This window comes from Amycolatopsis sp. 505, assembly GCF_031625235.1.
Taxonomy (GTDB): Bacteria; Actinomycetota; Actinomycetes; order Mycobacteriales; family Pseudonocardiaceae; genus Amycolatopsis.
Genome location: NZ_JACKQP010000002.1, coordinates 271,120 through 293,226, shown reverse-complemented (window position 1 = coordinate 293,226; position 22,107 = coordinate 271,120). Strand labels below are relative to the sequence as shown.

Sequence of the window (22,107 nt, the reverse complement as noted above, 5' to 3'; positions counted from 1 at the left end):
TCGATTACACCGTTGCAGGTAATACAAGTTTGCGCCCGCTTGAGCGGGAAGTCCGTTCGCTGTCCGTGAACCGGTTCACCGGACCAGTGACGGTCGGTGGTTCACCGGATCGGACCATGCGCCGGTGAAGGATCGGCGGCAGACTCCCAAGTCGCTTCTGTAACGGTGCAGAAGCGATCTTCTGTGGGGTTGATATGCGCAAACTCATTTCCGGCGCCTTCGCCGGCCTGCTGGTCACCGGCCTGATCCCGGCGACCGCGGTGGCCGCGGAAGAGGCTCCCGGGGCACCCGGGGCCCATCCGAGCTGGCTGCCCGCGAACAAGACCGGGTTCGGCACGGCCCACGACCGGTCGAGCAACGTCTGGTTCACCCTCCAGGGCGGCCAGATGTCCGAGGTCTACTACCCGGACCTGTCCACGCCCAGCGTCCGCTCGCTGAACTTCGTCGTCACCGACGGCCGCAGCTTCGCCGTCACCGACTACTCGGCGAAGTCGCAGCAGGTGCGGCGGACCGACGACGACAGCCTGACCTACGAGCAGACCATCACCGACGACCAGCACCGCTGGCGTCTCCGCAAGACCTACGTCACGGACCCGGCCGCGACGACCGTGCTGGTCGACGTCGACTTCCAGTCGCTCACCGGCCGGCCCTACCAGCTCTACGCGGTCGCCGACCCGGACCTGACCAACGACGGCTCGGACGACTCCGCCGCCCGCCAGGGCGACGCCGTCACCGCGCAGGACGCGTCGAACGCCGCCGCCCTCACCGCGAAGCCCGCGTTCACGAAGACGAGCGTCGGCTACGCGGGCGCGTCCGACGGGAACACCCAGCTCGCCAAGACCTTCAAGCTGGCGCAGTACGACACGGCCGAGAAGGGCAACGTCGTGCTGACCGGCCAGACGAACGCCGACGGTCTCCGCAACCGGCACGTCACCCTCGCCCTCGGCATGGGCGCGAAGGCCGCCGACGCGCTCGGCAGTGCACGGGCGTCGCAGCGACGCGGTGTCCGCGACATCACGCGCGCCTACGACCGCGGCTGGCAGCAGTACCTGCGGGGGGTCAGCAAGCCGCCGTCGTCGCTGAAGACCGACGCCGAGCGTGACCTTTACAAGGCGTCGATGCTCACCCTCGCGGCGAGCGAGGACAAGCACCACCCGGGCGCCTTCATCGCCTCGCCGAGCATGCCGTGGCGGTTCGGGAACAACGACCCGGAGTGGTCGCCGTCCGGCACCTACCACCTGGTCTGGCCGCGTGACCTCTACCAGATCGCGACCGGCCTGGCCGCCGGCGGCGACACGGCGGCGGCGAACCGCGCGGTGTCCTACATGTTCGGCACGCAGCAGCAGGCCGACGGGCACATGCCGCAGAACAGCCGGGTCGACGGCGTCCCGTACTGGACGTCGATCCAGCTCGACGAGACCGCGTTCCCGATCGTGCTCGCCCAGCAGCTCGGCCGGACCGACCTGTGGCCCGGCGTCCGCAAGGCCGCCGACTTCATCCTGGGCTACCGGGGGCCGGACGGGCAGCCGTCGCCGTACACGCAGCAGGAACGCTGGGAGGAGCAGGACGGCTGGTCCCCGTCGACGATCGCCTCGGTGATCGCCGGGCTCGTCTGCGCCGCGGACATCGCGTCGCACAACGGCGCTTCGGCGGACGCGGCCCGGTACCTCGCGGCGGCCGACAAGATGAAGGCCGACCTGCCGAAGCAGACGATCACCACGAACGGGCCGCTGTCGAAGGACCCGTACTTCGTCCGGCTGACGAAGGACGCCAACGCGAACAACGGGACGACGTACAACCTCGGCAACTCGAGCGTGACGATGGACCAGCGCGCGGTCACCGACGCGGGCTTCCTCGACCTCGTCCGGCTCGGCGTCTACCGCGCCGACGACCCGGTGATCCGCAACAGCGTGCGCGTGACCGACAAGGACATCGCGTTCACCACGCCGACCGGCCAGTTCTGGCACCGCTACACGAAGGACGGCTACGGCGAGCAGGCCGACGGCTCGCCGTGGGACTACACCTTCCCGGCGGAGAGCCGCACCACGTTCGGCCGGCTCTGGCCGCTGCTCGCCGGCGAACGCGGCGAGTACGAACTGGCGCTCGGCGATCCGTCGTCGGCCGCGCGGCGGCTGCGTGACCTCGGCCGGGTGAGCAGCTCGGCGGAGACCATGCCGGAGCAGGTGTGGGACGAGAACCCGCCGTCCGGGCAGACCGGCTTCCCGGCCGGCACGCCGAACACCTCGGCGACCCCGCTGGCCTGGACGCACGCCCAGTACGTCCGGCTCGCCTGGGACGTCCGGGCGGGCTCGGTCCTGGAGACGCCGCGCGTCGTCCGGTGCCACTTCCTCGGCTGCTGAAAACGGCGAAGGGTCCCTCGTGCGCGAGGGGCCCTTCGTGGTCTCAGATGACGGCGCCGTCGTCCTCGGGGGTGCGCGGCGGCAGCCACGAGTTGCCCGGCACGCCCCACTTGTTCGACTTCAGCATCTTCTTCGCGGCGCGCGCGTGCCGGCCGACCAGGCGGTCGAGGTAGATGTACCCGTCCAGGTGGTCGGTCTCGTGCTGCAGGCAGCGCGCGAAGTAGCCGGTGCCCTCGACCTCGATCGGGTTGCCGTCGAGGTCGGCGCCGGTCACCTTCGCCCACTTCGCGCGGCCCGTCGGGTACGACTCGCCGGGCGCCGAGAGGCAGCCCTCCCAGTCGTCGTCCGGGTCCGGCATGGTCTCCGGGATCTCCGACGTCTCGAGCTTCGGGTTGACGACGACGCCCTTGTGCCGCACGCCCTCGTCGTCCGGGCAGTCGTAGACGAACACCCGCAGATCGAGGCCGATCTGGTTGGCCGCGAGGCCGACGCCCTCGGCGGCGTACATCGTCTCGAACATGTCGTCCACGAGCGTGCGCAGCTTCTCGTCGAACTCGGTGATCTCCCGAGTCGGCTGGTGCAGCACGGGTTCGCCGGCGATCACGATGGGGTGGATGGTCACGGCGAGCCAGTTTAGTCGGACCCCTCTGGTAGACCTGCATCAGACCGTGACGCGCCGACGTCGATGCCCACGTCGGTGCGTGCTTCCGTGGTTGAATGGCGCCCGCGGAAGAGCTAGGTCTGATTCGCCATGACGCCCGATTGAGAGGGACTCGGATGGACGCCGCGGAGTCGATGGCTGAGCCGCAGCCGTCGCCGCCGAAGCCCGTGCCCGGCCTGACCGAACGCGAGGTCGAGATCCTCGCCTTCGAGCGCCAGTGGTGGCGGCACGCCGGGGCGAAGGAGAACGCCATCCGCGAACGCTTCGACTTGTCTGCGACGCGCTACTACCAGCTGCTCAACAAGCTGCTGGAGAAGCCGGAGGCGATCGAAGCCGACCCGATGCTGGTGAAGCGGCTGCGCAAGACGCGTGCCGCCCGCCAGCGCAAGCGAGGCGCCCGGCGACTGGGGATCGAGCTGAAATGAGTGTGTTTTCCGGAATGTCCCGGCCGATGAAGGCCGCGGGCGTCGCGTTGGTCGGGGTGGCCATCATCGCCGCCGTCATCGGCGGGATCACCGCGCTGGGCGGGGGTGACGGGTCGAACGAAGCCGGGCCGAGCGGCACTTCTCCGACGCCGTCGGGCTCGTCCTCGGCACCGCCGTCGACGTCGTCTTCGGCTTCTTCTTCGACGTCTTCGTCCTCGGCGAGCCCTTCGTCACCCACGCCGCCGTCGCCGAGCTCGCCGGCCCCCGGCCAGCCGACGTCGGCCGGTCCCGGCCAGCCCGGTCAGCCGGGTGGTGACCAGCAGGCGTCCAACAAGTGGGTGACCGTCCGGGTGTTCAACAACTCGACGGTCAAGGGCCTGGCGGACCGCGCGGCCGAGGACTTCCGCGGTTCCGGGTGGAACGTCAACGAGGTCAGCAACTACTCCCAGGGCATCATCCCGACGACGACGGCGTTCTACCGCCCGGGCACCGACGAGGAAGCCGCGGCCAAGCAGCTCGCCCAGGAGTTCGGCATCAAGGCCGAGCCGCGCTTCGAGGGCATCCAGAACGCAAGCCCCGGCGTGATCGTCATCGTGACGAAGGAATACCAGAGCGGCCACAAGGGCAGCTGACCCGCGCCCAGCGTGATCCGAACGCCGACACGCGTGATCGAGCAGCCGACACGCGTGATTGGGCAGTCGACACGCGTGATCAGAAGGTCGACACGCCGTGGCCGGCCGGCTCCGCCCGTGTCGTCCCTTCAATCACGCGTGTCGACCCTTCAGTCACGCGTGTCGACCCTTCAGTCACCGGTCTGGGTCTTCGCGTAGGCCTCCAGGGCCGCCAGCTGGGCCGGGTCGAGGCTCGGCCGGACCGTCTTCCGGGCCGTCTCCAGGTGGGCCGCGGTGACCTCGCGGGCCTCCAGGGACTCGCGCATCGCCGTCAACGCCGCTTCGCGGATGAGGGCCGCGCAGTCGGCCGCCGAGTAACCGTCCAGAGTGGACGCCACCGCGGCGAGGTCGACGTCCTCGGCCAGCGGGGTGTTCTTCGAGCTGGCCGCGAGGATCGCCGCGCGGGCCTCGGCGTCCGGCGGCGGCACGTAGACGCGGCGCTCGAGCCGTCCGGGCCGCAGCAGCGCCGGGTCGACCAGCTCCGGCCGGTTCGTCGCGCCCAGGACGACGACCTCGCGCATCGGCTCGACACCGTCGAGCTCGGTGAGCAGGGCGGCGACCACGCGGTCGGCGACGCCGGAGTCGGACGACTGGCCGCGGCGCGGGGCCAGCGCGTCGATCTCGTCCAGGAAGATCAGCGCGGGCGCGGCTTCGGCGGCCCGGCGGAACAGCTCGCGGACCGCGCGCTCGGACTCGCCGACCCACTTGTCCATCAGCTCGGCGCCCTTGACCGCGAAGACGTTCAGCGCGCCGGTGCCGGCCAGCGCCCGCACGAGGAACGTCTTGCCACCGCCGGGCGGCCCGTACAGCAGCACCCCGCGCGGCGGTTCGACGCCGAGCCGGGCGAACGAGTCCGGGTACCGCAGCGGCCACAGCACGGCCTCGGTGAGGGACTGCTTGACGTCGACCATGTCGCCGACGTCGTCCAAGGTCAGCCCGCCGGTGGCCAGGTTGTCCGAAGTGGACATCGAGACCGGCCGGACGGTGGCCAGCGCGTCCAGCAGGTCCTGCTGCGAGATGCGCGGCTCGTCGGTGTCGCGCTGGCGCAGAGCGGCGCGCAGGGCCGCGTCGCGGCGCAGCGCGATCAGGTCCGCCGCGACGAAGCCCGGGGTCCGCTCGGCGAGGACGCCGCAGTCGATTCCGGCGTCGAGCGGGACGTCGCGGAGCAGGACGTTCAGCAGCTCACGGCGGGTTTTCGCGTCCGGGAGAGCCAGGCCGAGCTCGCGGTCCAGCAGGTCGGCGGCGCGCAGCCGCGGGTCGGCCGACTCCGCACGGGCCGTCGTCGCGACGACGGCGAACCGGTCCCGTTTGAGGGCGGTCCTCAGCTCCTCCAGCACGACCGTGGCCACCGGCGGGGGAGTCGTCGCGGGCAGCAGCGCGTCGACGTCGGTGAGCAGGAGGACCGAGGGGCCTTCGGCGCCGCGGATGGCCTCGCGCAGGCGTGCGACGGCGACGTTCGGGTCCAGCACCGCGAGGTTCGGCGCGGCCAGCGGGATGATCCCGATCCCGGCGTCGTGGGCCACCGACCGCACGAGCGTCGCCTTGCCGACGCCTTCGGGGCCGGACAGCAGGACGCCGAGGTGGGCGGGCGCGCCCAGCCGGGCCAGCAGCTCGGGCCGGTGGAACGCGAGGTCGAACCACTCGGCGAGCTTGCGCGCGGCGGCTTCGGCGCCGACCAGGTCGGCCAGCGGGACGGCCGGCTCTTCTTCGGCGGTGACCTCGTCCTCGACGATCTCGGCGTCGATCCACTCCTCGGCCGCGGTGACGGCTTCGGCGCGGACCAGCGCGGTCGCCGTCCGCGGCGCGGCGGGCTCGGCGGCCGGGCGCGCGCCGTCCCGCCAGGTGACCACTGTGGACGGTCCGACCGCGACGGTGCCGGCCGGTTCGGTGGCGGTGACGGTGAGCAGCTCGTTCGTCCAGGTCGCGCCGATCGCGCGGGACAGCTGGCCGCGGAGCCCGGCCGGGTCCGACCCCGGTGACGGGGCGAGGTCCTGGGGCAGCAGCGAAACGGCGTCGCCGACGGTCAGCACCTTGCCGATCAGGGCGAGCCGCAGCATGTGCGGGCTGACCGAGACGCTGGCCAGCCGCGACCCGGCGACGGTGACGGTCTTGGCGGCCGCGACGTCGGCGGGCGCGACGACGACCTCCGCGCCCTCGGTGACGCCGAGGTTCGACATGGTGACGTCGTCGGTGAGCACCACCCCGGGCACCCCGGTCTCGTCGGCGGGCGCGGCGAGCGCGGCGCTGACCCGCGCCCCGGTGAGGTGGACGGCGTCCCAGGCCCGCAGGCCCAGCGCGTCGAGGACTTCGGGATGCAGCCGGACGACGCCGCGGCGGGTGTCCAGCGCCGACGGCGTGTGCCGGACGGTCAGCGTGATCTGCGGGTGGCTCACGCCGTTCACCCTAGCGAGCCGCCGCCCCCCGAGGAGGCCCGAACCCGTGTCGTCCATCCAGGTACGCGTGTCGTCCGTTCAAGTACGCGTGTCGTCCGTTCGGTCACGAGATCGCCGAACCGGAATGGCGAACTCGCGTACCCAGCCGGACGACACGCGTACTCAGATGGACGACACGGGCGGGTTTACTTGCGGCGGAGGCCGATCTGGCGCCAGGAGCGGCGGCGCTGGCCGTTTTCCGAGGTGACGCGGGGGGTGCGGACCGTCTCGCGGGGGAGGCGGACGGCGCGCATGGCCGCGCCCGCGACGCGGCGGCGCAGCGGCGGGCGCAGGCCGAGGCGGCGGGTGGAGCGGGCGCGGCGGATCGCGCGGCGCTCGCTCGGGGGGACCGTCCAGGCCTCGGGGTGCGCCGCCAGCCAGCGGTGCCGGTGGATCGAGTACGGGATGTGCGCCAGGTACAGCACCATCGCCACGAGCAGCGCGACCAGCGGGAACTGGATGATCGCCGCGGCCAGCAGCGCCACGCCCAGCAGCAGCGGGGCGATCGCCTTCGGCGGGGCCTTGACCGTCTTCAACGACAGCGTCGGGATGCGGCTGATCAGCAGCGCCGCGATGGCGACCGTCCACGCCCACACGACGTACTGCGACGACCACCACCCCTCGCCCCACTGCAGGTACGCCACCAGCGGCAGCATCCCCAGGAGGCCGCCCGCGGGCGCCGGGACGCCGACGAAGAACTCGCTCGCGTACGGCGGCTGCTCGGTGTCGTCCAGCAGCGTGTTGAACCGGGCCAGCCGCAGGATCATGCAGACGGCGAAGATCAGCGACGCCACCCAGCCGATCCGGTCCGCGCCCGTCTGCCACACGTAGATCACCAGCGCCGGCGCGACGCCGAACGAGATGCCGTCGGACAGCGAGTCGAGCTCCGCGCCCATCTTCGACGTCGCGTCCAGCAGCCGCGCGATCCGGCCGTCCAGGCTGTCGAGCACCGCCGCGATGCCGATCGAGGCGATCGCCATCGCGTAGTTCTTGGTCAGCGCGAACTGCACGGCCGACAGGCCCGCGCACAGCGCCAGCACGGTGATGGCGTTCGGCAGCAGCCGGACGCCCGGGGTGGTCACGCGGACCATCGATCAGCCCTTCGAAGGCGTGGCAGGGAGTTCCGCGATGACCGTCTCGCCGCCGATCGTGCGCTGGCCCTTGCTGACCAGCACGGTCGAGCCCGGCGGGAGGTAGAGGTCGACCCGCGAGCCGAACCGGATGATGCCGTACGTCGACGCGGCGGCGACCTTGTCGCCCTCGCGGATCTCGCAGAGGATGCGGCGCGCGACCAGGCCGGCGATCTGCACGACGACCAGCTCGTGGCCGTCTTCGGTGCGCATGAGCACGGAGTTGCGCTCGTTGTCGTCGCTCGCCTTGTCCAGGTCCGCGGACAGGAACTTGCCCGGCCGGTAGGCGACCCGCTCGATCACGCCGTTCGCCGGCACGCGCTGGACGTGCACGTCGAACACCGAGAGGAACACCGAGACGCGCATCCGCGGCTCGGCCGGCAGGCCGAGCTCGGCGGGCGGGACGGCTTCCTCGATCAGCGACACGAGACCGTCGGCCGAGGCGAGCGCGACGCCGTCACGCGGCGGCGGGACCCGCTTCGGCTCGCGGAAGAACGCGGCCATGGCCACCGTCGTCAGCGCGCCCAGGACACCGAGGCGCTTGGAGAACCGGCGCGCGAGCAGGGTCGCGGCGACGCCGCCCGCCACGAACGGGCGACCGGCGGAGTGCATCGGCGGCAGCGTCTCGCGGGCGAGCTGGAGGGCGTGGGCGACGGGGTTGCCGGCGGAATCCGGCCGGGTGCCGCTCATGGTCGGGTCCCCTGGTTTCGTGTCGGAAGAACGGATCGGCGCCGGGTCCGGCGGCCGCGTACGGGCGCCCCCACGCTACCGCTGCCCCAGGTGAACGTGTCCGCGCGCCCCTGCCGGACTCCTCCGGGAGGGGGTCACCGCGGCGGGTGGGAAAGATCGCCGCGTCGTAACACATGGTCGATTTCGCCGATGACACTGAGTAGTTGCCGCCGTTCGGGGCGCTGCCCCGCCTGACCTGTGAGGACCGATGAGCGACCGCCACGATCCCGCCGAAGCCCGGCTTCGCGAGCTTCTGGGCGCGTGGCGTCGGGAGATCGACGAGGTGCCGGTGCCGTCGCTCGTCGACCCGCTGCGGGCGGTCGACGTCGTCATCGAGGCGAAGAAGGCGAGGAACCGGGGCCGGGTGCATCCGCCCCCCGACGGCGCACGCACCCGGCCACCGGGAGATGCGCGTGAGGGAAGAGTTTAGCGGCGAACGGCCCGATGATCACCGTTCGTTCGGCGAAAGTTACCAACGGTCATTCGGACGCCGGGCCAGACCGCTCGCGAGCCGCAGGATCGCCAGCAGCACGACCGCGCCGAGGATGGCCACGCCGAAGCTCGGGAAGTCGAAGTCGAACGTCTTCGCCTGGCCGGTCGCGAGCCGGTAGAGCAGCCCGCCCAGGGCGGCGCCGACGACCCCGACGAGCACGCTGACCAGGCAACCCTGCCGCCGCCGCTCGCGGCCGCCGACGACCAGGTTCGCGGCCCAGCCGACGATCGCGCCGAAGATCACCCATGCGACGAAACCCATGACCGAAGCTTACCCGGGCAGACGTACAAGCGCCATTGCACAAGAACTCTTGCACAACTACTCTTGTGCGTCATGAGCGACGACATCCGGGAGATCCGGGATTCGAAGGTGCTGGCCGCCATGTCCCACCAGCTGCGGCGCCGGCTCCTGGAACTGCTCCACCTCGACGGCCCGGCGACGGCGTCGGTGCTCGCGGCGAAGACCGGCCAGGCGGTCGGCAACGTCAGCCACCACATGAAGGTGCTGGCCGCCGCGAAACTGGTCGAAGAAGCCCCGGAACTGGCCCGTGACCAGCGAGAACGTTGGTGGAAGCGCAGCGCGAGGACACTGCGGTGGGCCGCGGCCGACTTCCCGGGCGACCCGGTCGCCGAAGCCGCCGAGGTCCTCGTGCTCGACCACCAGACGGCGGTCGCCCGCGAATGGATCGCGAACCGCGAGACCTACCCGGAGGAGTGGCGCGGGGCGCCGTTCAGCATCGACACGTGGGTCCGGCTGTCGCGCGACGAACTCGACGAGCTCAACGAGCGGATCTTCCTCCTGATCAGCGAGTTCGAGAACCGCACCGAACCCGGGGACGGCGTCGAGCGCCGCCCGGTCTTCTTCGCCGCGCGAGCGTCGCTGGGCAAGCCGTGAAGGGGCTCTGGGGGAACCGGGACTTCCGGCTGCTCTGGACCGGCGAGACCACGAGCATGCTCGGCAGCATGGTCGCGACGACGGCGTTGCCGCTGGTCGCGGTGGTCACGCTCCAGGCGAGCACGTTCCAGGTCGCGCTGCTGGACGCGGTGGCCTGGCTGCCGTGGCTGCTGGTCGGTCTGCCCGCAGGCGCGTGGGTCGACCGGCTGGCGAAGCGCCCGGTGATGCTCGCCTGCAACACGGTGTCGATGGCGGTGTTCGGCAGTGTCCCGGTCGTGGCCGCGTTCGGGGAGCTCACCATGCCTTACCTGCTGGCCGCCGCTTTGCTCGGCGGGGTGGCGAAGGTGTTCTTCACCCTCGCCTACCGCGCGTACGTGCCCGCGCTCGTCGGCGACCACGAACTGCTCGAAGCCAACGCGAAGCTGCAGGGCAGCGAGTCCGCGACCCAGGTCGCCGGGCCGGGCCTGGCCGGGTTGCTGGCCCAGGTGTTCGGCCCGGTCAGCGGGGTTCTCGCGGACGCGGTCAGCTTCGGCGTCTCCGTGCTGTGCGTGCGGGCGATCCAGGCGCGCGAGACCGTGGTGCCACCCCCGCGCACCCGCTTGCGCCACCAGATCGCCGAAGGGCTGCGGTTCGTGGTGGCCGACCGCTACCTGCGGACGCTGATGGTGTTCGGTGCCGTCTCCAACGTCGCGCTCGCCGGGTACAGCGCGATCCAGATCGTTTTCCTGTCCCGCACGCTCGCCGCCGCACCCGGTCTGGTCGGCCTGGTGCTGGCGCTCGCCGCGGGCGGCGGGGTGCTCGGTGCGGTGCTGGCCGGGCGGCTCGGCGCGCGCTTCGGCACCGCCCGCGCGTTCCTGTTCTGCGAGGCGTTCGCCGCGCCGATGCTGTTGCTCGCGCCGCTGAGCGGACCCGGCTGGGGACTCGTGCTGTTCGTGCTCGCGGTCTTCGGGGTGTGCGCGGGCGTCGTCGCCTCGAACGTGCTGACCACGACGTTCCGGCAGCAGTATTGCCCGCCCGAGCTGTTCAGCCGGATCAACTCGAGCACCTCGATCGTCAACTACGGCACCATCCCGCTGGCCGGGGTGCTCAGCGGCGTGCTGGGCGAGGCGATCGGCGTTCGCCAGACGCTCTGGGTGCTGGCCGGGGTGCTGCTCGCCGCGCTGGCGATGCTCATCCCGCTGGCGAAGCTGCGGGACTTCCCGGTCAGAGCAGCAGCACGTCCACCTCTTCCCCTTCCCCAGCCGATGTGACGTCCTCCGGGAGCACGATCAGGCAGTTGGCCTGGGTGAACGCGGCCAGCAGGTGCGAGCCAGGGCCGCCGCGGGGGCCGACGATGCCGGTGACCTCCCGGTCGGACGGGGTGAACACGCCCCGGCGGTACTGGCGGCGCCCGGACGGCGAGGTCATCGCCTCGGTCAGCCGGGCCCGCACCCGCCGCCGCGAGACGTCGGTGTGGCCGAGTGCGGTCAGGATCGCCGGGCGCAGGAACGCCTCGAACGACACCAGCACGCTGACCGGGTTGCCGGGCAGCGCCACCACGGGCACGTCGTGCCAGCGCCCGCTGCCCTGCGGCCCGCCCGGCTGCATGGCGATCTTCGCGAACTCGACGCCCTGGCCGGTGAGGGCGTCCTTCACCACCTCGTACGCGCCCGCGCTGACGCCGCCCGAGGTGACCAGCAGGTCGGCGCCCGCCAGCCTGGGCTCGATGACCTTGCGGAACTCCTCGACGTCGTCGACGACGCTGCGGACCACCTCGACCTCGCAGCCGAGGCCGCGGATCGCCGCGGCGAGCATCACGCTGTTGGACTCGTAGATCTGGCCGTGGCGCAGCGGGGCGGGTGCGTCGATCAGCTCGGTGCCGGTCGAGGCCACCACCACCCGCAGCGGCCGGTGCACCCGCACCTCGGCGAGGCCGACCGCGGCCGCGAGGCCCAGCTGCGAGTGGCCCAGCACGGTTCCGGCGTGCAGGGCGACGTCGCCGTCGACGACGTCCTCACCGGAGCGCCGGATGTGCGCGCCTTCGCGGGCAGGCGCCGAAATGGTCACCTGCGACGTGCCGCCGTCGGTGTCCTCGACCATCACGACGGCGTCCGCGCCCGGGGGCAGCGGCGCGCCGGTCATGATCCGGTGCGCGGTGCCCGGTTCGAGGGGCCGGACGTCGACCCGGCCCGCCGGGATGTCGTCGGCGACCGGCAGGGTCACCGGGGCGGTGGTGACGTCGGCCGCGCGGACCGCGTAGCCGTCCATCGCGGAGTTGTCGAAGGGCGGCAGCGAGACGCCGGCGCGCACGTCTTCGGCCAGGACGAGGCCGGCCGCGGCGGCGAGGGGCAGCGTGGTCGCGGGGGCCGTGCCGAGGAGCGCGGCGACGCGGTCGCGGTAGTCGTCGACGGAGATCACCGGACCATCCTCCCCGCCATCGGCGGGCGTGCAAGACTCTGCCCCGTCACAGGCACGCCGGATGGGGAGCACGCATGCAGGTCGGAATCCGTCAACAGCCTTCGTTCGCCGTCGCCCGGCTGATGCTGGCGCCCGGCGAGCCGTGCCAGGTCGAGTCCGGCGCGATGATGGCGACCAGCTACGGCGTGCAGGTGCAGTCGCAGGCCCAGGGCGGGATCATGAAGGGCCTGGGCCGCGCGTTCCTCTCCGGCGAGTCCTTCTTCATCTCCACCTTCACCGCCCCGCCGAACGGCGGCTGGGTCGACGTCGCCGCCAACCTGCCCGGCGACATCCAGGTGATCACCCTCGACGGCCGCACCGGCTGGGCCGTCACCCGCGGCTGCTGGCTCGCGTCGTCGCACGGCGTGCAGACCGAGACCAAGTGGGGCGGGGTGAAGAACCTGATGGGCGGCGAGGGCGGCTTCCTGACCCACGCCACCGGCCAGGGCCAGCTGCTCGTCTCCTGCTACGGCGCGGTCGAGACCATCACGCTGCAGCAGGGCGAGATGGTGACCATCGACACCGGGCACGTCGTCGCCTACGCCGACACCGTGCAGTACCAGATCCGGAAGGTCGCGCAGGGCATCATCCAGTCGATGAAGAGCGGCGAAGGCCTGGTGTTCGACTTCGTCGGTCCCGGCCAGATCATGACGCAGACGCGCAACCCGTCCGCGCTGATCAGCTGGATCGTCTCCCACGTCCCGTCTCGCTGATGCGCGTCCAGACCCGGCACACGCCCGCCTTCGGGGTCGCCCGCGTCCTGCTGGACCCGGGCGAGGCCGTCCGCGCCGCGCCGGAAACCCTGCTCGCCAGCCGGTTCGGCGTCTCCGAGGCACCGGCCGGCCGGGCCGGTGCCCGCACGGGCAAGAGCGCGGTGTTCGTCTACACCGCGCCCTCCGACGGCGGCTGGATCGACTTCGCGCCGCTGCGCCCCGGCGACGTCTACCCGCTCGACGTCGGCGGCGGCACGGGCTGGTCGGTGCACCGCGACGCGGTCCTGGTGCGGCCGTCGTCGGTCCGGCACGACACCGGCTGGGGCCCGCTGCAGCAGCTCTTCGGCGCCGACTCGGGGTTCCTCGAGCACTACAGCGGAACCGGGCCGCTGGTGCTGGCCGCGCCCGGCCCGGTGGACGCCTTCGAGCTCGGCCAGGGCGAGCTCGTCACGGTCCGGCCGGACTACCTGCTGGCCTACCCCGACACCGTCCAGTGCCGGTTGCGGGCCCTCGATCCGGGCGGGCCGCAGTCGTTGCGCACGGGCGAAGGGCTCGCCCTCGACTTCGCCGGCCCCGGGACGGTGCTCGTGCACGCGCGGAACAGACGCCTTTCGGGTTCGTGATCTTCGGACGAATTGCCCATTGCCGAGGGGAATAATTCCGGTAGCGTGATTGGCACTTCCGCCGCTGGCCTCCGCTCGGGCCAGCGGATCCTTTGTGCTGAGGGAGGGCGCCGTGGCTGTCGGCACCGTCAAATGGTTCAACTCGGAAAAGGGCTACGGGTTCATCGAATCCACGGAGGGGCCGGACGTGTTCGTCCACTATTCGGCCATCCAGTCCGAAGGATTCCGCACTCTGGACGAAGGCGACCGCGTCGAGTTCGAAGTGCAGTCCGGTCGGGACGGCCGTAGCCAGGCAGCCGACGTCCGAAAGGTTTCGTAACACGCTCCTCCGCTGATCGGTGAACCCCCGGCAGGCGCCGAACCAGGGGCGTTAGGCTGCGGGCGTGACAGGCGATGTGTCGGGGGACCTCACCGGTCGCCGGCTGGGCAACTACCGCATCGACGGGGTGCTCGGCAAAGGCGGCATGAGCGTGACCTATAAGGCCACGGACGTGCGGCTCGGCCGCAAGGTGGCCCTGAAGGTCATCGGTGACCACCTCGGGGCCGACGCCGAGTTCCGCGAACGGTTCGTCGACGAGGCGCGCAACACGTCCGCGATCGACCACGCCAACGTCGTGCCGCTGTACGACTTCGGCGAGCTCGACGGCATGCTCTACATCGCCATGCGCATGGTCGACGGCGGCGATCTCGCCGGGCTGATCGCGGGCGGTGCCATCGGGCCCGCGCGCGCACTGACGATGCTCGACCAGGTCGCCGACGCCCTCGACACGCTGCACAACCGTGGTCTGGTCCACCTCGACGTCAAGCCGGCGAACGTGCTGGTGACGAAGAAGGAGACCGCACGCGAGCACGTGTACGTCGCCGACTTCGGGCTGACCCGGCGCGGCGCGACCGGGCACCGGACGCGCGGCGGCGACTTCCTCGGCTCGCCCACGTACGCGGCCCCCGAGCACCTGCGCGGGGAGCCGCTGGACGGGCGCACCGACCAGTACGCGCTGACGTGCGTCCTCTACGCCTGCCTCACCGGCAGCCCGCCGTTCAAGGGCGACGTCCCGACGGTGATCAAGGGCCACCTCAACGGCGAGCCGCCGGCGATCTCCCGCGCCGTTGCGCTGCCGCCGGCGATCGACGAGGTGATCCGGCGCGGCATGGCCAAGAACCCGGCCGACCGCTACCCCAGCTGCGTCGAGATGGTCGCGGCCGCCCGCCGCGCGCTCGGCCCCCTCGCCACGTCGGACACCCCGCCGGGTCCGCCCGGGTCCCATTCGGGCGGAATCCCCGCGCCGCAGCGTCCTGGTCAGGTACAACAGGGGCCGCACCAGAACAGCGCACCGCAGGGAGAGGGGGCCCCCGTGCACCCGTACGGAGGACAGCAGCAGCCCGGCTACGGCCAGGGGCCGCACGGGCCGGGCGGTCCGGGTGGGCCGCAGGGGCCGCCGCCGGGGATGCCGCCGCAGGGCCCGCCGCCCGGGTACGGCTACCCGCAGCAGCAGCAGCAGGGGATGCCGCCGCAGGGGATGCCACCCCAGGGCCCGCCGCCCGGGTACGGCTACCCCCAGCAGCCGGGCCTGCCCCCGCCGGGCTACGGCCAGGACCCGATGCGGCTGCGCCCGCCGATGCCCGCGGGCGGCGCCGGCGCGTTCGAGCAGCCGAAGAGCGGCGGCGGCAAGAAGTGGCTCTTCGTCGTGCTGGGCCTGGTCGTGGTGGCCGGCCTGGTCGTCGGCGCGATCTTCCTCTTCAGTGACGGCGGCAGCGGTGGGGGCGGCCAGACACCCGCGCCGAACATCCCGGTCGGCCCCGACGGCGGCTCGTCGACGAACGCGCCCTCGTCGCTGAACGCGCCCCCGACGTCGATCAGCATCAAGCCGAGTTCCTGATCGTGCGACGCTGAGCTGGGTTTCTTGCACTCTCCCCCCGAGAGTGCTAAACACGAACTTGGCACTCGACGCCGTCGAGTGCCAAAGGTCGGGACGGTGAGGCTGACCCCCACCCGGGTCCAGTCGTCCGTCGCGGGCACCGAGCCTGGCCGAGGAAAGAGTCCTGCTGCCGCCGCTGAAGACAAGCGCGGCGGTGGCGCCCAATACCGGAGGACCACACCGCAATGGCCAAACTGATCGCGTTCGACGAGGACGCCCGCCGCGGTCTTGAGCGCGGCTTGAACACCCTCGCCGAAGCCGTCAAGGTGACCCTCGGCCCGCGGGGCCGGAACGTCGTGCTCGAAAAGAAGTGGGGCGCGCCGACCATCACCAACGACGGTGTCTCCATCGCCAAGGAGATCGAGCTCGAGGACCCGTGGGAGAAGATCGGGGCCGAGCTCGTCAAGGAAGTTGCCAAGAAGACCGACGACGTCGCGGGTGACGGCACCACCACCGCCACCGTGCTCGCCCAGGCGCTCGTGCGCGAGGGCCTGCGCAACGTCGCCGCCGGCGCCGACCCGATCAGCCTGAAGCGGGGCATCGAGGCGGCCGTCGAGGCCGTCACCGAGCAGCTGCACAAGGCCGCCGTGCAGATCGAGACCAAGGAGCAGATCGCTGCTACCGCCTCGATCTCGGCCGCTGACCGCACCATCGGCGAGCTGATCGCCGAGGCGCTGGACAAGGTCGGCAAGGAAGGCGTCGTCACCGTCGAGGAGAGCAACACCTTCGGGCTCGAGCTCGAGCTCACCGAGGGCATGCGCTTCGACAAGGGCTACATCTCCGGTTACTTCGTGACCGACCCGGAGCGTCAGGAAGCCGAGCTCGAGGACCCGTACATCCTCCTCTTCGGCTCCAAGATCTCCACCGTCAAGGACGTGCTGCCGCTGCTGGAGAAGGTCATCCAGTCCGGCAAGCCGCTGCTGATCATCGCCGAGGACGTCGAGGGCGAGGCGCTGGCCACCCTGATCGTCAACAAGATGCGCGGCACCTTCAAGTCCGTCGCCGTCAAGGCCCCGGGCTTCGGTGACCGCCGCAAGGCGATCCTGCAGGACATCGCGATCCTGACCGGTGGCCAGGTCATCTCCGAGGACGTCGGCCTCAAGCTGGAGAACGCGGACCTGTCCCTGCTGGGCAAGGCCCGCAAGGCCGTCATCACCAAGGACGAGACGACCATCGTCGAGGGTGCGGGCGACGCCGACCAGATCCAGGGTCGCGTCAACCAGATCCGCGCCGAGATCGAGAACTCGGACTCGGACTACGACCGCGAGAAGCTGCAGGAGCGGCTCGCGAAGCTGGCCGGCGGCGTGGCCGTCATCAAGGCCGGCGCCGCGACCGAGGTCGAGCTCAAGGAGCGCAAGCACCGCATCGAGGACGCGGTGCGCAACGCGAAGGCCGCCGTGGAAGAGGGCATCGTCGCCGGTGGTGGCGTGGCCCTGATCCAGGCCGCCGAGGCCGCGTTCGCGGGCCTGAAGCTCGAGGGCGACGAGGCCACTGGCGCCAACATCGTCAAGGTGGCCGTCGAGGCCCCGCTCAAGCAGATCGCGATCAACGCCGGCCTCGAGGGCGGCGTCGTGGTGGAGAAGGTCAAGGGCCTGCCGCAGGGTCACGGCCTCAACGCCGCCACGGGTGTCTACGAGGACCTGCTCGCCGCCGGCGTGCCGGACCCGACGAAGGTCACCCGCTCCGCGCTGCAGAACGCCGCTTCCATCGCGGCGCTGTTCCTGACCACCGAGGCCGTCGTGGCGGACAAGCCGGAGAAGGCTTCGGCCGCTCCCGCCGACCCGTCCGGTGGCATGGGTGGCATGGACTTCTGAGCCACGCTCGAAAAGAGCCCGGTCCGCTTCGGCGGGCCGGGCTTTTTCTATGGCTTCGTGAAGAACCAGACGGCGTAGGCGCCGACGATCACGACACCGAGAGCGAGCACGCCCAGGCCCCCGAGCCAGGCGGTGCTCTTCCGGTCGGCTTCCAGGCCGACGACGATGGCGCCGATGCCGGTGAGCATGACCCAGATCGCCAGCGCCGCGGCGGTGTAGAGCACGGTCCTGGCGGCCCTCACCCCGCCGGTGTCACCGGAGGACAACACGGCATAACCGGCGAAAGCGGTCAGCCCCAGCCCGGCGATCAGGTACAACCCGCCCAAGATCCCGACGACGACCTTCGCGGCGGTGTTTCCGTGATCCACGAGCGCGAACCCTAGCCCCTCGAACGGGATTCGCGGTGCGGTTTTCGGCCGCTCGGCCGAGCCCGGTACGCCGAACGGCCCGGACGTCCCCTGGCGTCCGGGCCGTTCGCTTCGTGCCTGCCGCGTCCCCCGACGGCGGCATCCCCCCGACCCGCGCTCCCCACGCGGGTTGCTTCCCTCACTCGCACCCCCGCGCGAGTGGTGTCCGGTAGACCCGCGCCCCCGCGCGGGTCTGTTCAGCGCGCCCCCGGTGTCCGGCGGGCGCGGGCTTCCCCTGCGAGCCCGCGCCCGCCCGCGTTCAGGAGTCCTCTTCGGGGGTCAGGATGGCGGCGGCGACGTAGACCGGGATGGCGATCCCGACGGAGAGGAACACGGCGGCGACCATGCCGATCCGCAGGACGTTGGCGTCGATGCCGAGGTAGGTGGCCCAGCCGCCGCAGACGCCGGTGAGCATCTTGTCGGTCCGGCTGCGGCGGAGCTTCTTGGTGGTTTCCGGGGTGTACACGCTGTTCGTCATGGCTCAATAGTGGCTCCCGGGCACCCCGGCCACATCGGGAACGGCCCCGACCCCGACCCTGAACTTGCCCTCGGGGTCAGGACAGCGTGCGCACCCGGGCCAGCCGGTCCGCCCAGGCCGCCGCGACCCCGGGCGCCGCCGGGTAGGCCGCCGTGGGCTCCGGGGCGGCCCGCAGGACCGGCAGATAGCCGTCCACAGGGGACAGTGGATCCGCGCAGACGTCCCCCTCCAGCAACGAAAGCGTCCCGAGTCCACAAGCGAATTCCAGTGACGGCAGCGCGCCGGCCAGTGCCAGCCCGGCCGCCAGGCCCACGCTCGTCTCCACCGCCGACGACACCACGCACGGCAGCCCGCACGCCTCGGCGACCTCCAGGGCCCGCCGGACGCCTCCCAGCGGGGCGACCTTCAGCACCGCGATGTCCGCCGCTCCGGCGACCGCCACCTTCAGCGGGTCCTCCGCGCGGCGGATCGACTCGTCGGCCGCGATCCGGACGTCCACCCGGCGCCGGACCGCGGCCAGGTCCTCGATCGACGGGCACGGCTGTTCCGCGTACTCCAGCCCGCCCGCCGCCTTGTCGAGGTCGGCGATCGCGCGCACCGCCGTGTCGACGTCCCACGCCATGTTGGCGTCGACGCGGATCGCCCCGCCGGGGCCGAGCGCGTCGCGGACCGCCTCCACCCGGGCGCAGTCGTCGGCCAGGGAGACGCGCGGATCGGCGACCTTCACCTTCGCCGTGCGGCAGCCGGAGGCGCGGACCAGTTCGTGCGCTTTCGCGGGATCGACCACCGGCACCGTCGTGTTCACCTCGATCCGGTCGCGGACCGGCGCGGGCCAGCCGGCGTCGGTCGCTTCGACCGCCGAGTGCAGCCACGGGACGCTTTCGGCGTCGGAGTAGTCGGCGAACGGGCAGAACTCGCCCCAGCCCGCCGGGCCGTGCAGCAGCACGCCCTCACGGACGGTGATGCCGCGGAACCGGGTGCGCAGGGGGATCGCGTAGACCTTCATCGAGGCCGATCATGCCACCGTGCCGCGTCTCGCAAACAGGTGCCGAACTGCGCGTTTCCGGCAAGAATGACTCCGTGGTCCTCGATTTCCGCGTACTGGGTCCGGCCGAGGTCACGGCCGACGGCCGCCCGGTACCGCTCGGGGGCAGCCGGCCGCTGATCGTGCTGGCCGGCCTTCTGCTGCGCGCGAACCGGGTCGTGCCGGTCGACGAGCTCGGCCGCTGGCTGTGGAACGACGACCGCCGCCGCTCCAAGGGCGCGCTCCAGACGTACGTGCTCCGCCTGCGCCGGGCGCTCGGCGACCAGGTCGCCATCCGCACGGAGAGCGGCGGTTACCTGATCGAGCTCGACGACGACCTGCTCGACCTGACCCGGTTCCGCGCGCTCGCCGTCCGCGGCAAGGCGGCGATGGACCGCGGCGACAGCCGCCGGGCGGCCGCGCTGTTCGCCGAAGCGCTCGCGCAGTGGCGCGGCCCGGCGCTGCTGAACGTCGAGTCCGACGCACTGCACCGCGACGAAGCCGGCCAACTGGCCGAGGAACGGCTGCGCGTGCGCGAGCAGTGGGCGGACGCGCTGGTCGAAGTCGGCGAGTACGGCACCGTCGTCCCCGAGCTCGCCCGGCTGACCAGGGAGAACCCGCTACGGGAGCGGCTGCACGAGCAGCTGATGATCGCGCTGTACCGGTCGGGCCGCCAGGCCGAGGCGCTGGAGGTGTACCGCCGGATCAGCCGCGTGCTGGCCGACGAGCTCGGGCTCGACCCCGGGCCGTCGCTGCAGCGCACCCGGCAGGCGATCCTGACCGGTGCCGACGGCGGCGACCCCGTGCGCTACCGGCCCGGCGTCGACCCGCAGGTGCCGCACCAGCTGCCCGCCGACCTGCGGACCTTCTCCGGGCGCGAGGGCGACCTCAAGGCACTGCACGCGCTGCTGCCGGAGGCGGTCGACGCCGGCACGTCGACGCCGATCGCGTCCGTCGAAGGCATGGGCGGCATCGGCAAGACGACCCTGGCCGTGCACTTCGCGCACGAGATCGCCGACCGGTTCCCCGGCGGGCAGGTGTACCTCAACCTGCGCGGCTACGGCCCCGGCGAGCCGGTCGAGCCGTCGGCGGCGCTGGAGGCCGTGCTCACCGCGCTCGGCGTCCCGTGCGACCAGATCCCCGCCGACCTCGACGGCCGCGCGGCGAGCTGGCGGACGCACACCGCGGGACGGCGGCTCCTGGTCGTGCTCGACAACGCCAACCGCACCGAGCAGGTGAGCCCGCTGCTGCCGGGGCCCGGCTGCCTGGTCGTGATCACCAGCCGCTGGCAGCTGCGCGCGCTGGTCGCGACGCACGGCGCGCGCCGGATCGCGCTGGAGGAGCTCGGCGACGAGGACGCCGTCGCGTTGCTGGCGGCGACGATCGGCCACGACCGGGTGGCCCGCGATCCGGCGGCGGCCGAACGGTTCGTGCGCTACTGCGGCGGGCTGCCGCTGGCGATCCGGATCCTTGCCGTGCGCGCGGCGCAGTTCCCCGACCTGCCGCTCGACGAATTCGTCGATTCCCTCGACAGCGACCTGCTCGGCTCGTTCGACCTCGCCGACGGCGAAGGAACCAACATCCGGTCGGTGTTTTCGTACTCCTACCAGGCATTGGCGCCGTCGACGGCCCGGCTGCTGCGGCTGCTCGGGCTGCACACCGGCGTCGACTTCACCGCGCCGGCGGCGGCCGCGGTCGCCGGGCTCGACGTCGCCGAGACCCGGCCGATGCTCGAAACCCTGGCCGCCGCGCACTTGCTGGCCCAGCCACGCCCGGGCCGCTACCAGTTCCACGACCTCATCCGGGCGTACGCGGCTTCGCAGGTCGATTCGGCTTCGGAGCACGACGCCGCTCTGGACCGGTTGCTGGGCTGGTACCTGGCGTCGGCCCTGAACGCGTCACGGCGGATGCGGCCCGAGCGCTACTACCGGCTGCTGGAGCTCGACGACCTCGAGGGCGGCCTTGCGTTCTCCGAGTACCGCGAGGCGCTGGACTGGTTCGGCGAGGAGAACGGCAACCTCATCGCGGCGGTGCACCTGGCGCGGCGCCGGGGCCGCGACGACGTCTGCTGGAAGCTCGCCTGGCTGCTGCAGAGCTATTTCGTGACGCGCTCGCGGCTCGATGACTGGCGGTCGGTGTTCGCGGTGGCGCTCGAAGCCGCGCGGGCGAGCGGCCACCGGCCGGGCGAGGCGGGGATCCTGAGCGGGCTCGGCGTCGTCAACGGCGTCGCCCGGCAGTACGCGGAATCCCGGCGGTACCTGGAGCAGGTGCTCGCGATCCAGCGCGAGCTCGGGGCGCGCGAGGGTGAGGCGCGGGCGCAGTACAACCTGGCGATGGCGGCGCACAACCTCGAAGACTGCGCCTGGGCGTACGAGCACGGCGTGCAGGCGCTGGAGATCGTCCGCGAGCTGGGGCTGGGGCACTTCGAGGCGAGCGTGCTGCGGGCGCTGGGCGACATCTGCACGTCGATGGGCGATCACGAGCAGGCGCTGCGCCTGGCCGACGCGGCGCTGGCGATCCTGGACCCGGACGGGCGTCCGGTGGACACGCGGTTCACCCAGCACACGCGCGGCCTGGCCCTGATCGGCCTCGGCCGGGTCGAGGAAGGCATCGCGTGCATCCGCGACTCGGTGGAGATGTTCTTCGCGATGGACGAGCAGTACGAGGCGGCGGACGTCCTCGCCCAGCTGGGCACGATCCACCTGCGTCACGGCGACGCGGCCCTGGCCCGCGAGTGCTGGCTCCGCTCGGTGCGCCTGCTGACGGAGCTGGGTCACCCGGACGCGGACGACGTCCGCGCCAAACTGGCGGCGCTGGTGGTGGTGGGCGCCTGAATCTTCGGGTCCGGACGGCGCGCGTGCCGACCCCCAGTGGCAGCACGCAAGCCGTCCGGCCCGCAGG

The 22,107-nt window shown here is 72.0% G+C and carries 21 protein-coding genes; 12 read left to right on the top strand and 9 right to left on the bottom strand.

Annotated elements, in window-relative coordinates; translation table 11 throughout:
- The first annotated feature begins 194 nt into the window (after nt 1-194).
- Nucleotides 195-2,360: a glycoside hydrolase family 15 protein gene (locus tag H5965_RS08345; protein WP_310968778.1), complete on the top strand. Its 2,166-nt coding sequence runs from the start codon at nt 195-197 to the stop codon at nt 2,358-2,360.
- 43 nt (nt 2,361-2,403) lie between these two features.
- On the opposite strand, the gene H5965_RS08340 is transcribed toward H5965_RS08345, so the two are convergent.
- Nucleotides 2,404-2,982 carry a peptide deformylase gene (locus H5965_RS08340; RefSeq protein ID WP_310968776.1) on the bottom strand — a complete coding sequence of 193 codons (579 nt, stop codon included), beginning with the start codon at nt 2,980-2,982 and terminating at the stop codon, nt 2,404-2,406.
- 155 nt (nt 2,983-3,137) lie between these two features.
- On the opposite strand from H5965_RS08340, the gene H5965_RS08335 reads away from it, so the two are divergent.
- Both H5965_RS08335 and H5965_RS08330 read left to right on the top strand, forming a co-directional pair.
- Nucleotides 3,138-3,446: a DUF3263 domain-containing protein gene (locus tag H5965_RS08335; RefSeq protein ID WP_003101701.1), complete on the top strand. Its 309-nt coding sequence runs from the start codon at nt 3,138-3,140 to the stop codon at nt 3,444-3,446.
- Nucleotides 3,443-4,078, top strand: coding sequence for a LytR C-terminal domain-containing protein (locus tag H5965_RS08330; protein ID WP_310968773.1), 636 nt, complete (start codon nt 3,443-3,445; stop codon nt 4,076-4,078). Before H5965_RS08335 ends, H5965_RS08330 begins: the two co-directional genes overlap by 4 nt.
- A 170-nt stretch (nt 4,079-4,248) precedes the next feature.
- Here H5965_RS08330 and H5965_RS08325 read toward each other — a convergent pair whose 3' ends face one another.
- The 3 genes from H5965_RS08325 to H5965_RS08315 all read right to left on the bottom strand — a co-directional run bounded on the left by H5965_RS08325 (nt 4,249) and on the right by H5965_RS08315 (nt 8,369).
- The gene (locus H5965_RS08325; RefSeq protein ID WP_310968772.1) at nt 4,249-6,510 is read right to left on the bottom strand and encodes an AAA family ATPase; all 2,262 of its coding nucleotides are present in this window, start codon (nt 6,508-6,510) and stop codon (nt 4,249-4,251) included.
- Between the two features lie 185 nt (nt 6,511-6,695).
- On the bottom strand, nt 6,696-7,640 hold the full coding sequence (pssA, locus tag H5965_RS08320; protein ID WP_310968771.1) for a CDP-diacylglycerol--serine O-phosphatidyltransferase: 945 nt from the start codon (nt 7,638-7,640) through the stop codon (nt 6,696-6,698).
- A gap of 3 nt (nt 7,641-7,643) precedes the next feature.
- Nucleotides 7,644-8,369 (bottom strand): phosphatidylserine decarboxylase, encoded by a 726-nt coding sequence (locus H5965_RS08315; RefSeq protein WP_310968770.1) that lies wholly within the window; start codon nt 8,367-8,369, stop codon nt 7,644-7,646.
- A 247-nt stretch (nt 8,370-8,616) separates the two neighbouring features.
- On the opposite strand from H5965_RS08315, the gene H5965_RS08310 reads away from it, so the two are divergent.
- A complete protein-coding gene (locus H5965_RS08310; RefSeq protein ID WP_310968769.1) occupies nt 8,617-8,838 on the top strand; it encodes a hypothetical protein in 222 nt (73 codons plus the stop codon).
- A 39-nt stretch (nt 8,839-8,877) separates the two neighbouring features.
- On the opposite strand, the gene H5965_RS08305 is transcribed toward H5965_RS08310, so the two are convergent.
- Complete coding sequence (locus H5965_RS08305) at nt 8,878-9,162, bottom strand: GlsB/YeaQ/YmgE family stress response membrane protein (protein WP_310968768.1); 285 nt, start codon at nt 9,160-9,162, stop codon at nt 8,878-8,880.
- Between the two features lie 72 nt (nt 9,163-9,234).
- On the opposite strand from H5965_RS08305, the gene H5965_RS08300 reads away from it, so the two are divergent.
- Nucleotides 9,235-9,795: a helix-turn-helix domain-containing protein gene (locus H5965_RS08300; RefSeq protein ID WP_310968766.1), complete on the top strand. Its 561-nt coding sequence runs from the start codon at nt 9,235-9,237 to the stop codon at nt 9,793-9,795.
- The gene (locus H5965_RS08295; RefSeq protein WP_310968765.1) at nt 9,792-11,045 is read left to right on the top strand and encodes an MFS transporter; all 1,254 of its coding nucleotides are present in this window, start codon (nt 9,792-9,794) and stop codon (nt 11,043-11,045) included. Before H5965_RS08300 ends, H5965_RS08295 begins: the two co-directional genes overlap by 4 nt.
- Here the strand turns inward: H5965_RS08295 and glp are convergent.
- Nucleotides 10,999-12,192 (bottom strand): gephyrin-like molybdotransferase Glp, encoded by a 1,194-nt coding sequence (gene glp, locus H5965_RS08290; RefSeq protein WP_310968763.1) that lies wholly within the window; start codon nt 12,190-12,192, stop codon nt 10,999-11,001. The two genes, H5965_RS08295 and glp, sit on opposite strands and share 47 nt — an antisense overlap.
- 74 nt (nt 12,193-12,266) lie before the next feature.
- Between glp and H5965_RS08285 the strand changes: the two genes are divergently transcribed.
- The 5 genes from H5965_RS08285 (at nt 12,267) to groL (ending at nt 17,297) form a co-directional block, all read left to right on the top strand.
- Nucleotides 12,267-12,944 (top strand): TIGR00266 family protein, encoded by a 678-nt coding sequence (locus tag H5965_RS08285; RefSeq protein ID WP_310968762.1) that lies wholly within the window; start codon nt 12,267-12,269, stop codon nt 12,942-12,944.
- Nucleotides 12,944-13,567, top strand: a complete 624-nt coding sequence (locus H5965_RS08280; protein ID WP_310968758.1) for an AIM24 family protein — start codon at nt 12,944-12,946, stop codon at nt 13,565-13,567. The genes H5965_RS08285 and H5965_RS08280 overlap by 1 nt, the downstream gene beginning before the upstream one ends.
- A 112-nt stretch (nt 13,568-13,679) precedes the next feature.
- Nucleotides 13,680-13,886, top strand: a complete 207-nt coding sequence (locus tag H5965_RS08275) for a cold-shock protein (RefSeq protein WP_003085446.1) — start codon at nt 13,680-13,682, stop codon at nt 13,884-13,886.
- A gap of 64 nt (nt 13,887-13,950) precedes the next feature.
- On the top strand, nt 13,951-15,444 hold the full coding sequence (locus tag H5965_RS08270; RefSeq protein WP_310968756.1) for a serine/threonine-protein kinase: 1,494 nt from the start codon (nt 13,951-13,953) through the stop codon (nt 15,442-15,444).
- A gap of 224 nt (nt 15,445-15,668) precedes the next feature.
- Nucleotides 15,669-17,297 carry a chaperonin GroEL gene (gene groL, locus H5965_RS08265; RefSeq protein WP_086857657.1) on the top strand — a complete coding sequence of 543 codons (1,629 nt, stop codon included), beginning with the start codon at nt 15,669-15,671 and terminating at the stop codon, nt 17,295-17,297.
- A 47-nt stretch (nt 17,298-17,344) separates the two neighbouring features.
- Here groL and H5965_RS08260 read toward each other — a convergent pair whose 3' ends face one another.
- The 3 genes from H5965_RS08260 to H5965_RS08250 form a co-directional block, all read right to left on the bottom strand.
- On the bottom strand, nt 17,345-17,665 hold the full coding sequence (locus H5965_RS08260) for a hypothetical protein (RefSeq protein WP_310968755.1): 321 nt from the start codon (nt 17,663-17,665) through the stop codon (nt 17,345-17,347).
- Nucleotides 17,666-17,963: 298 nt separating this feature from the next.
- Nucleotides 17,964-18,182, bottom strand: a complete 219-nt coding sequence (locus H5965_RS08255; RefSeq protein ID WP_310968754.1) for a PspC domain-containing protein — start codon at nt 18,180-18,182, stop codon at nt 17,964-17,966.
- Nucleotides 18,183-18,258: 76 nt separating this feature from the next.
- Complete coding sequence (locus H5965_RS08250; RefSeq protein WP_310968753.1) at nt 18,259-19,188, bottom strand: o-succinylbenzoate synthase; 930 nt, start codon at nt 19,186-19,188, stop codon at nt 18,259-18,261.
- Between the two features lie 74 nt (nt 19,189-19,262).
- Between H5965_RS08250 and H5965_RS08245 the strand changes: the two genes are divergently transcribed.
- Entirely contained in the window at nt 19,263-22,040 is a 2,778-nt protein-coding gene (locus H5965_RS08245) for a BTAD domain-containing putative transcriptional regulator (RefSeq protein WP_310968752.1), read from the top strand.
- Nucleotides 22,041-22,107 lie beyond the last annotated feature (67 nt).

Bases quoted from the DNA above. Each gene is read 5' to 3' on its own strand.
- H5965_RS08335 (WP_003101701.1), top strand. From the start codon at position 3,138: ATGGACGCCGCGGAGTCGATGGCTGAGCCGCAGCCGTCGCCGCCGAAG.
- H5965_RS08280 (WP_310968758.1), top strand. From the start codon at position 12,944: ATGCGCGTCCAGACCCGGCACACGCCCGCCTTCGGGGTCGCCCGCGTC.
- H5965_RS08300 (WP_310968766.1), top strand. From the start codon at position 9,235: ATGAGCGACGACATCCGGGAGATCCGGGATTCGAAGGTGCTGGCCGCC.
- H5965_RS08305 (WP_310968768.1), bottom strand. From the start codon at position 9,162: ATGGGTTTCGTCGCATGGGTGATCTTCGGCGCGATCGTCGGCTGGGCC.
- H5965_RS08285 (WP_310968762.1), top strand. From the start codon at position 12,267: ATGCAGGTCGGAATCCGTCAACAGCCTTCGTTCGCCGTCGCCCGGCTG.
- pssA (WP_310968771.1), bottom strand. From the start codon at position 7,640: ATGGTCCGCGTGACCACCCCGGGCGTCCGGCTGCTGCCGAACGCCATC.
- H5965_RS08330 (WP_310968773.1), top strand. From the start codon at position 3,443: ATGAGTGTGTTTTCCGGAATGTCCCGGCCGATGAAGGCCGCGGGCGTC.
- H5965_RS08255 (WP_310968754.1), bottom strand. From the start codon at position 18,182: ATGACGAACAGCGTGTACACCCCGGAAACCACCAAGAAGCTCCGCCGC.
- groL (WP_086857657.1), top strand. From the start codon at position 15,669: ATGGCCAAACTGATCGCGTTCGACGAGGACGCCCGCCGCGGTCTTGAG.
- H5965_RS08315 (WP_310968770.1), bottom strand. From the start codon at position 8,369: ATGAGCGGCACCCGGCCGGATTCCGCCGGCAACCCCGTCGCCCACGCC.
- H5965_RS08250 (WP_310968753.1), bottom strand. From the start codon at position 19,188: ATGAAGGTCTACGCGATCCCCCTGCGCACCCGGTTCCGCGGCATCACC.
- H5965_RS08345 (WP_310968778.1), top strand. From the start codon at position 195: ATGCGCAAACTCATTTCCGGCGCCTTCGCCGGCCTGCTGGTCACCGGC.
- H5965_RS08310 (WP_310968769.1), top strand. From the start codon at position 8,617: ATGAGCGACCGCCACGATCCCGCCGAAGCCCGGCTTCGCGAGCTTCTG.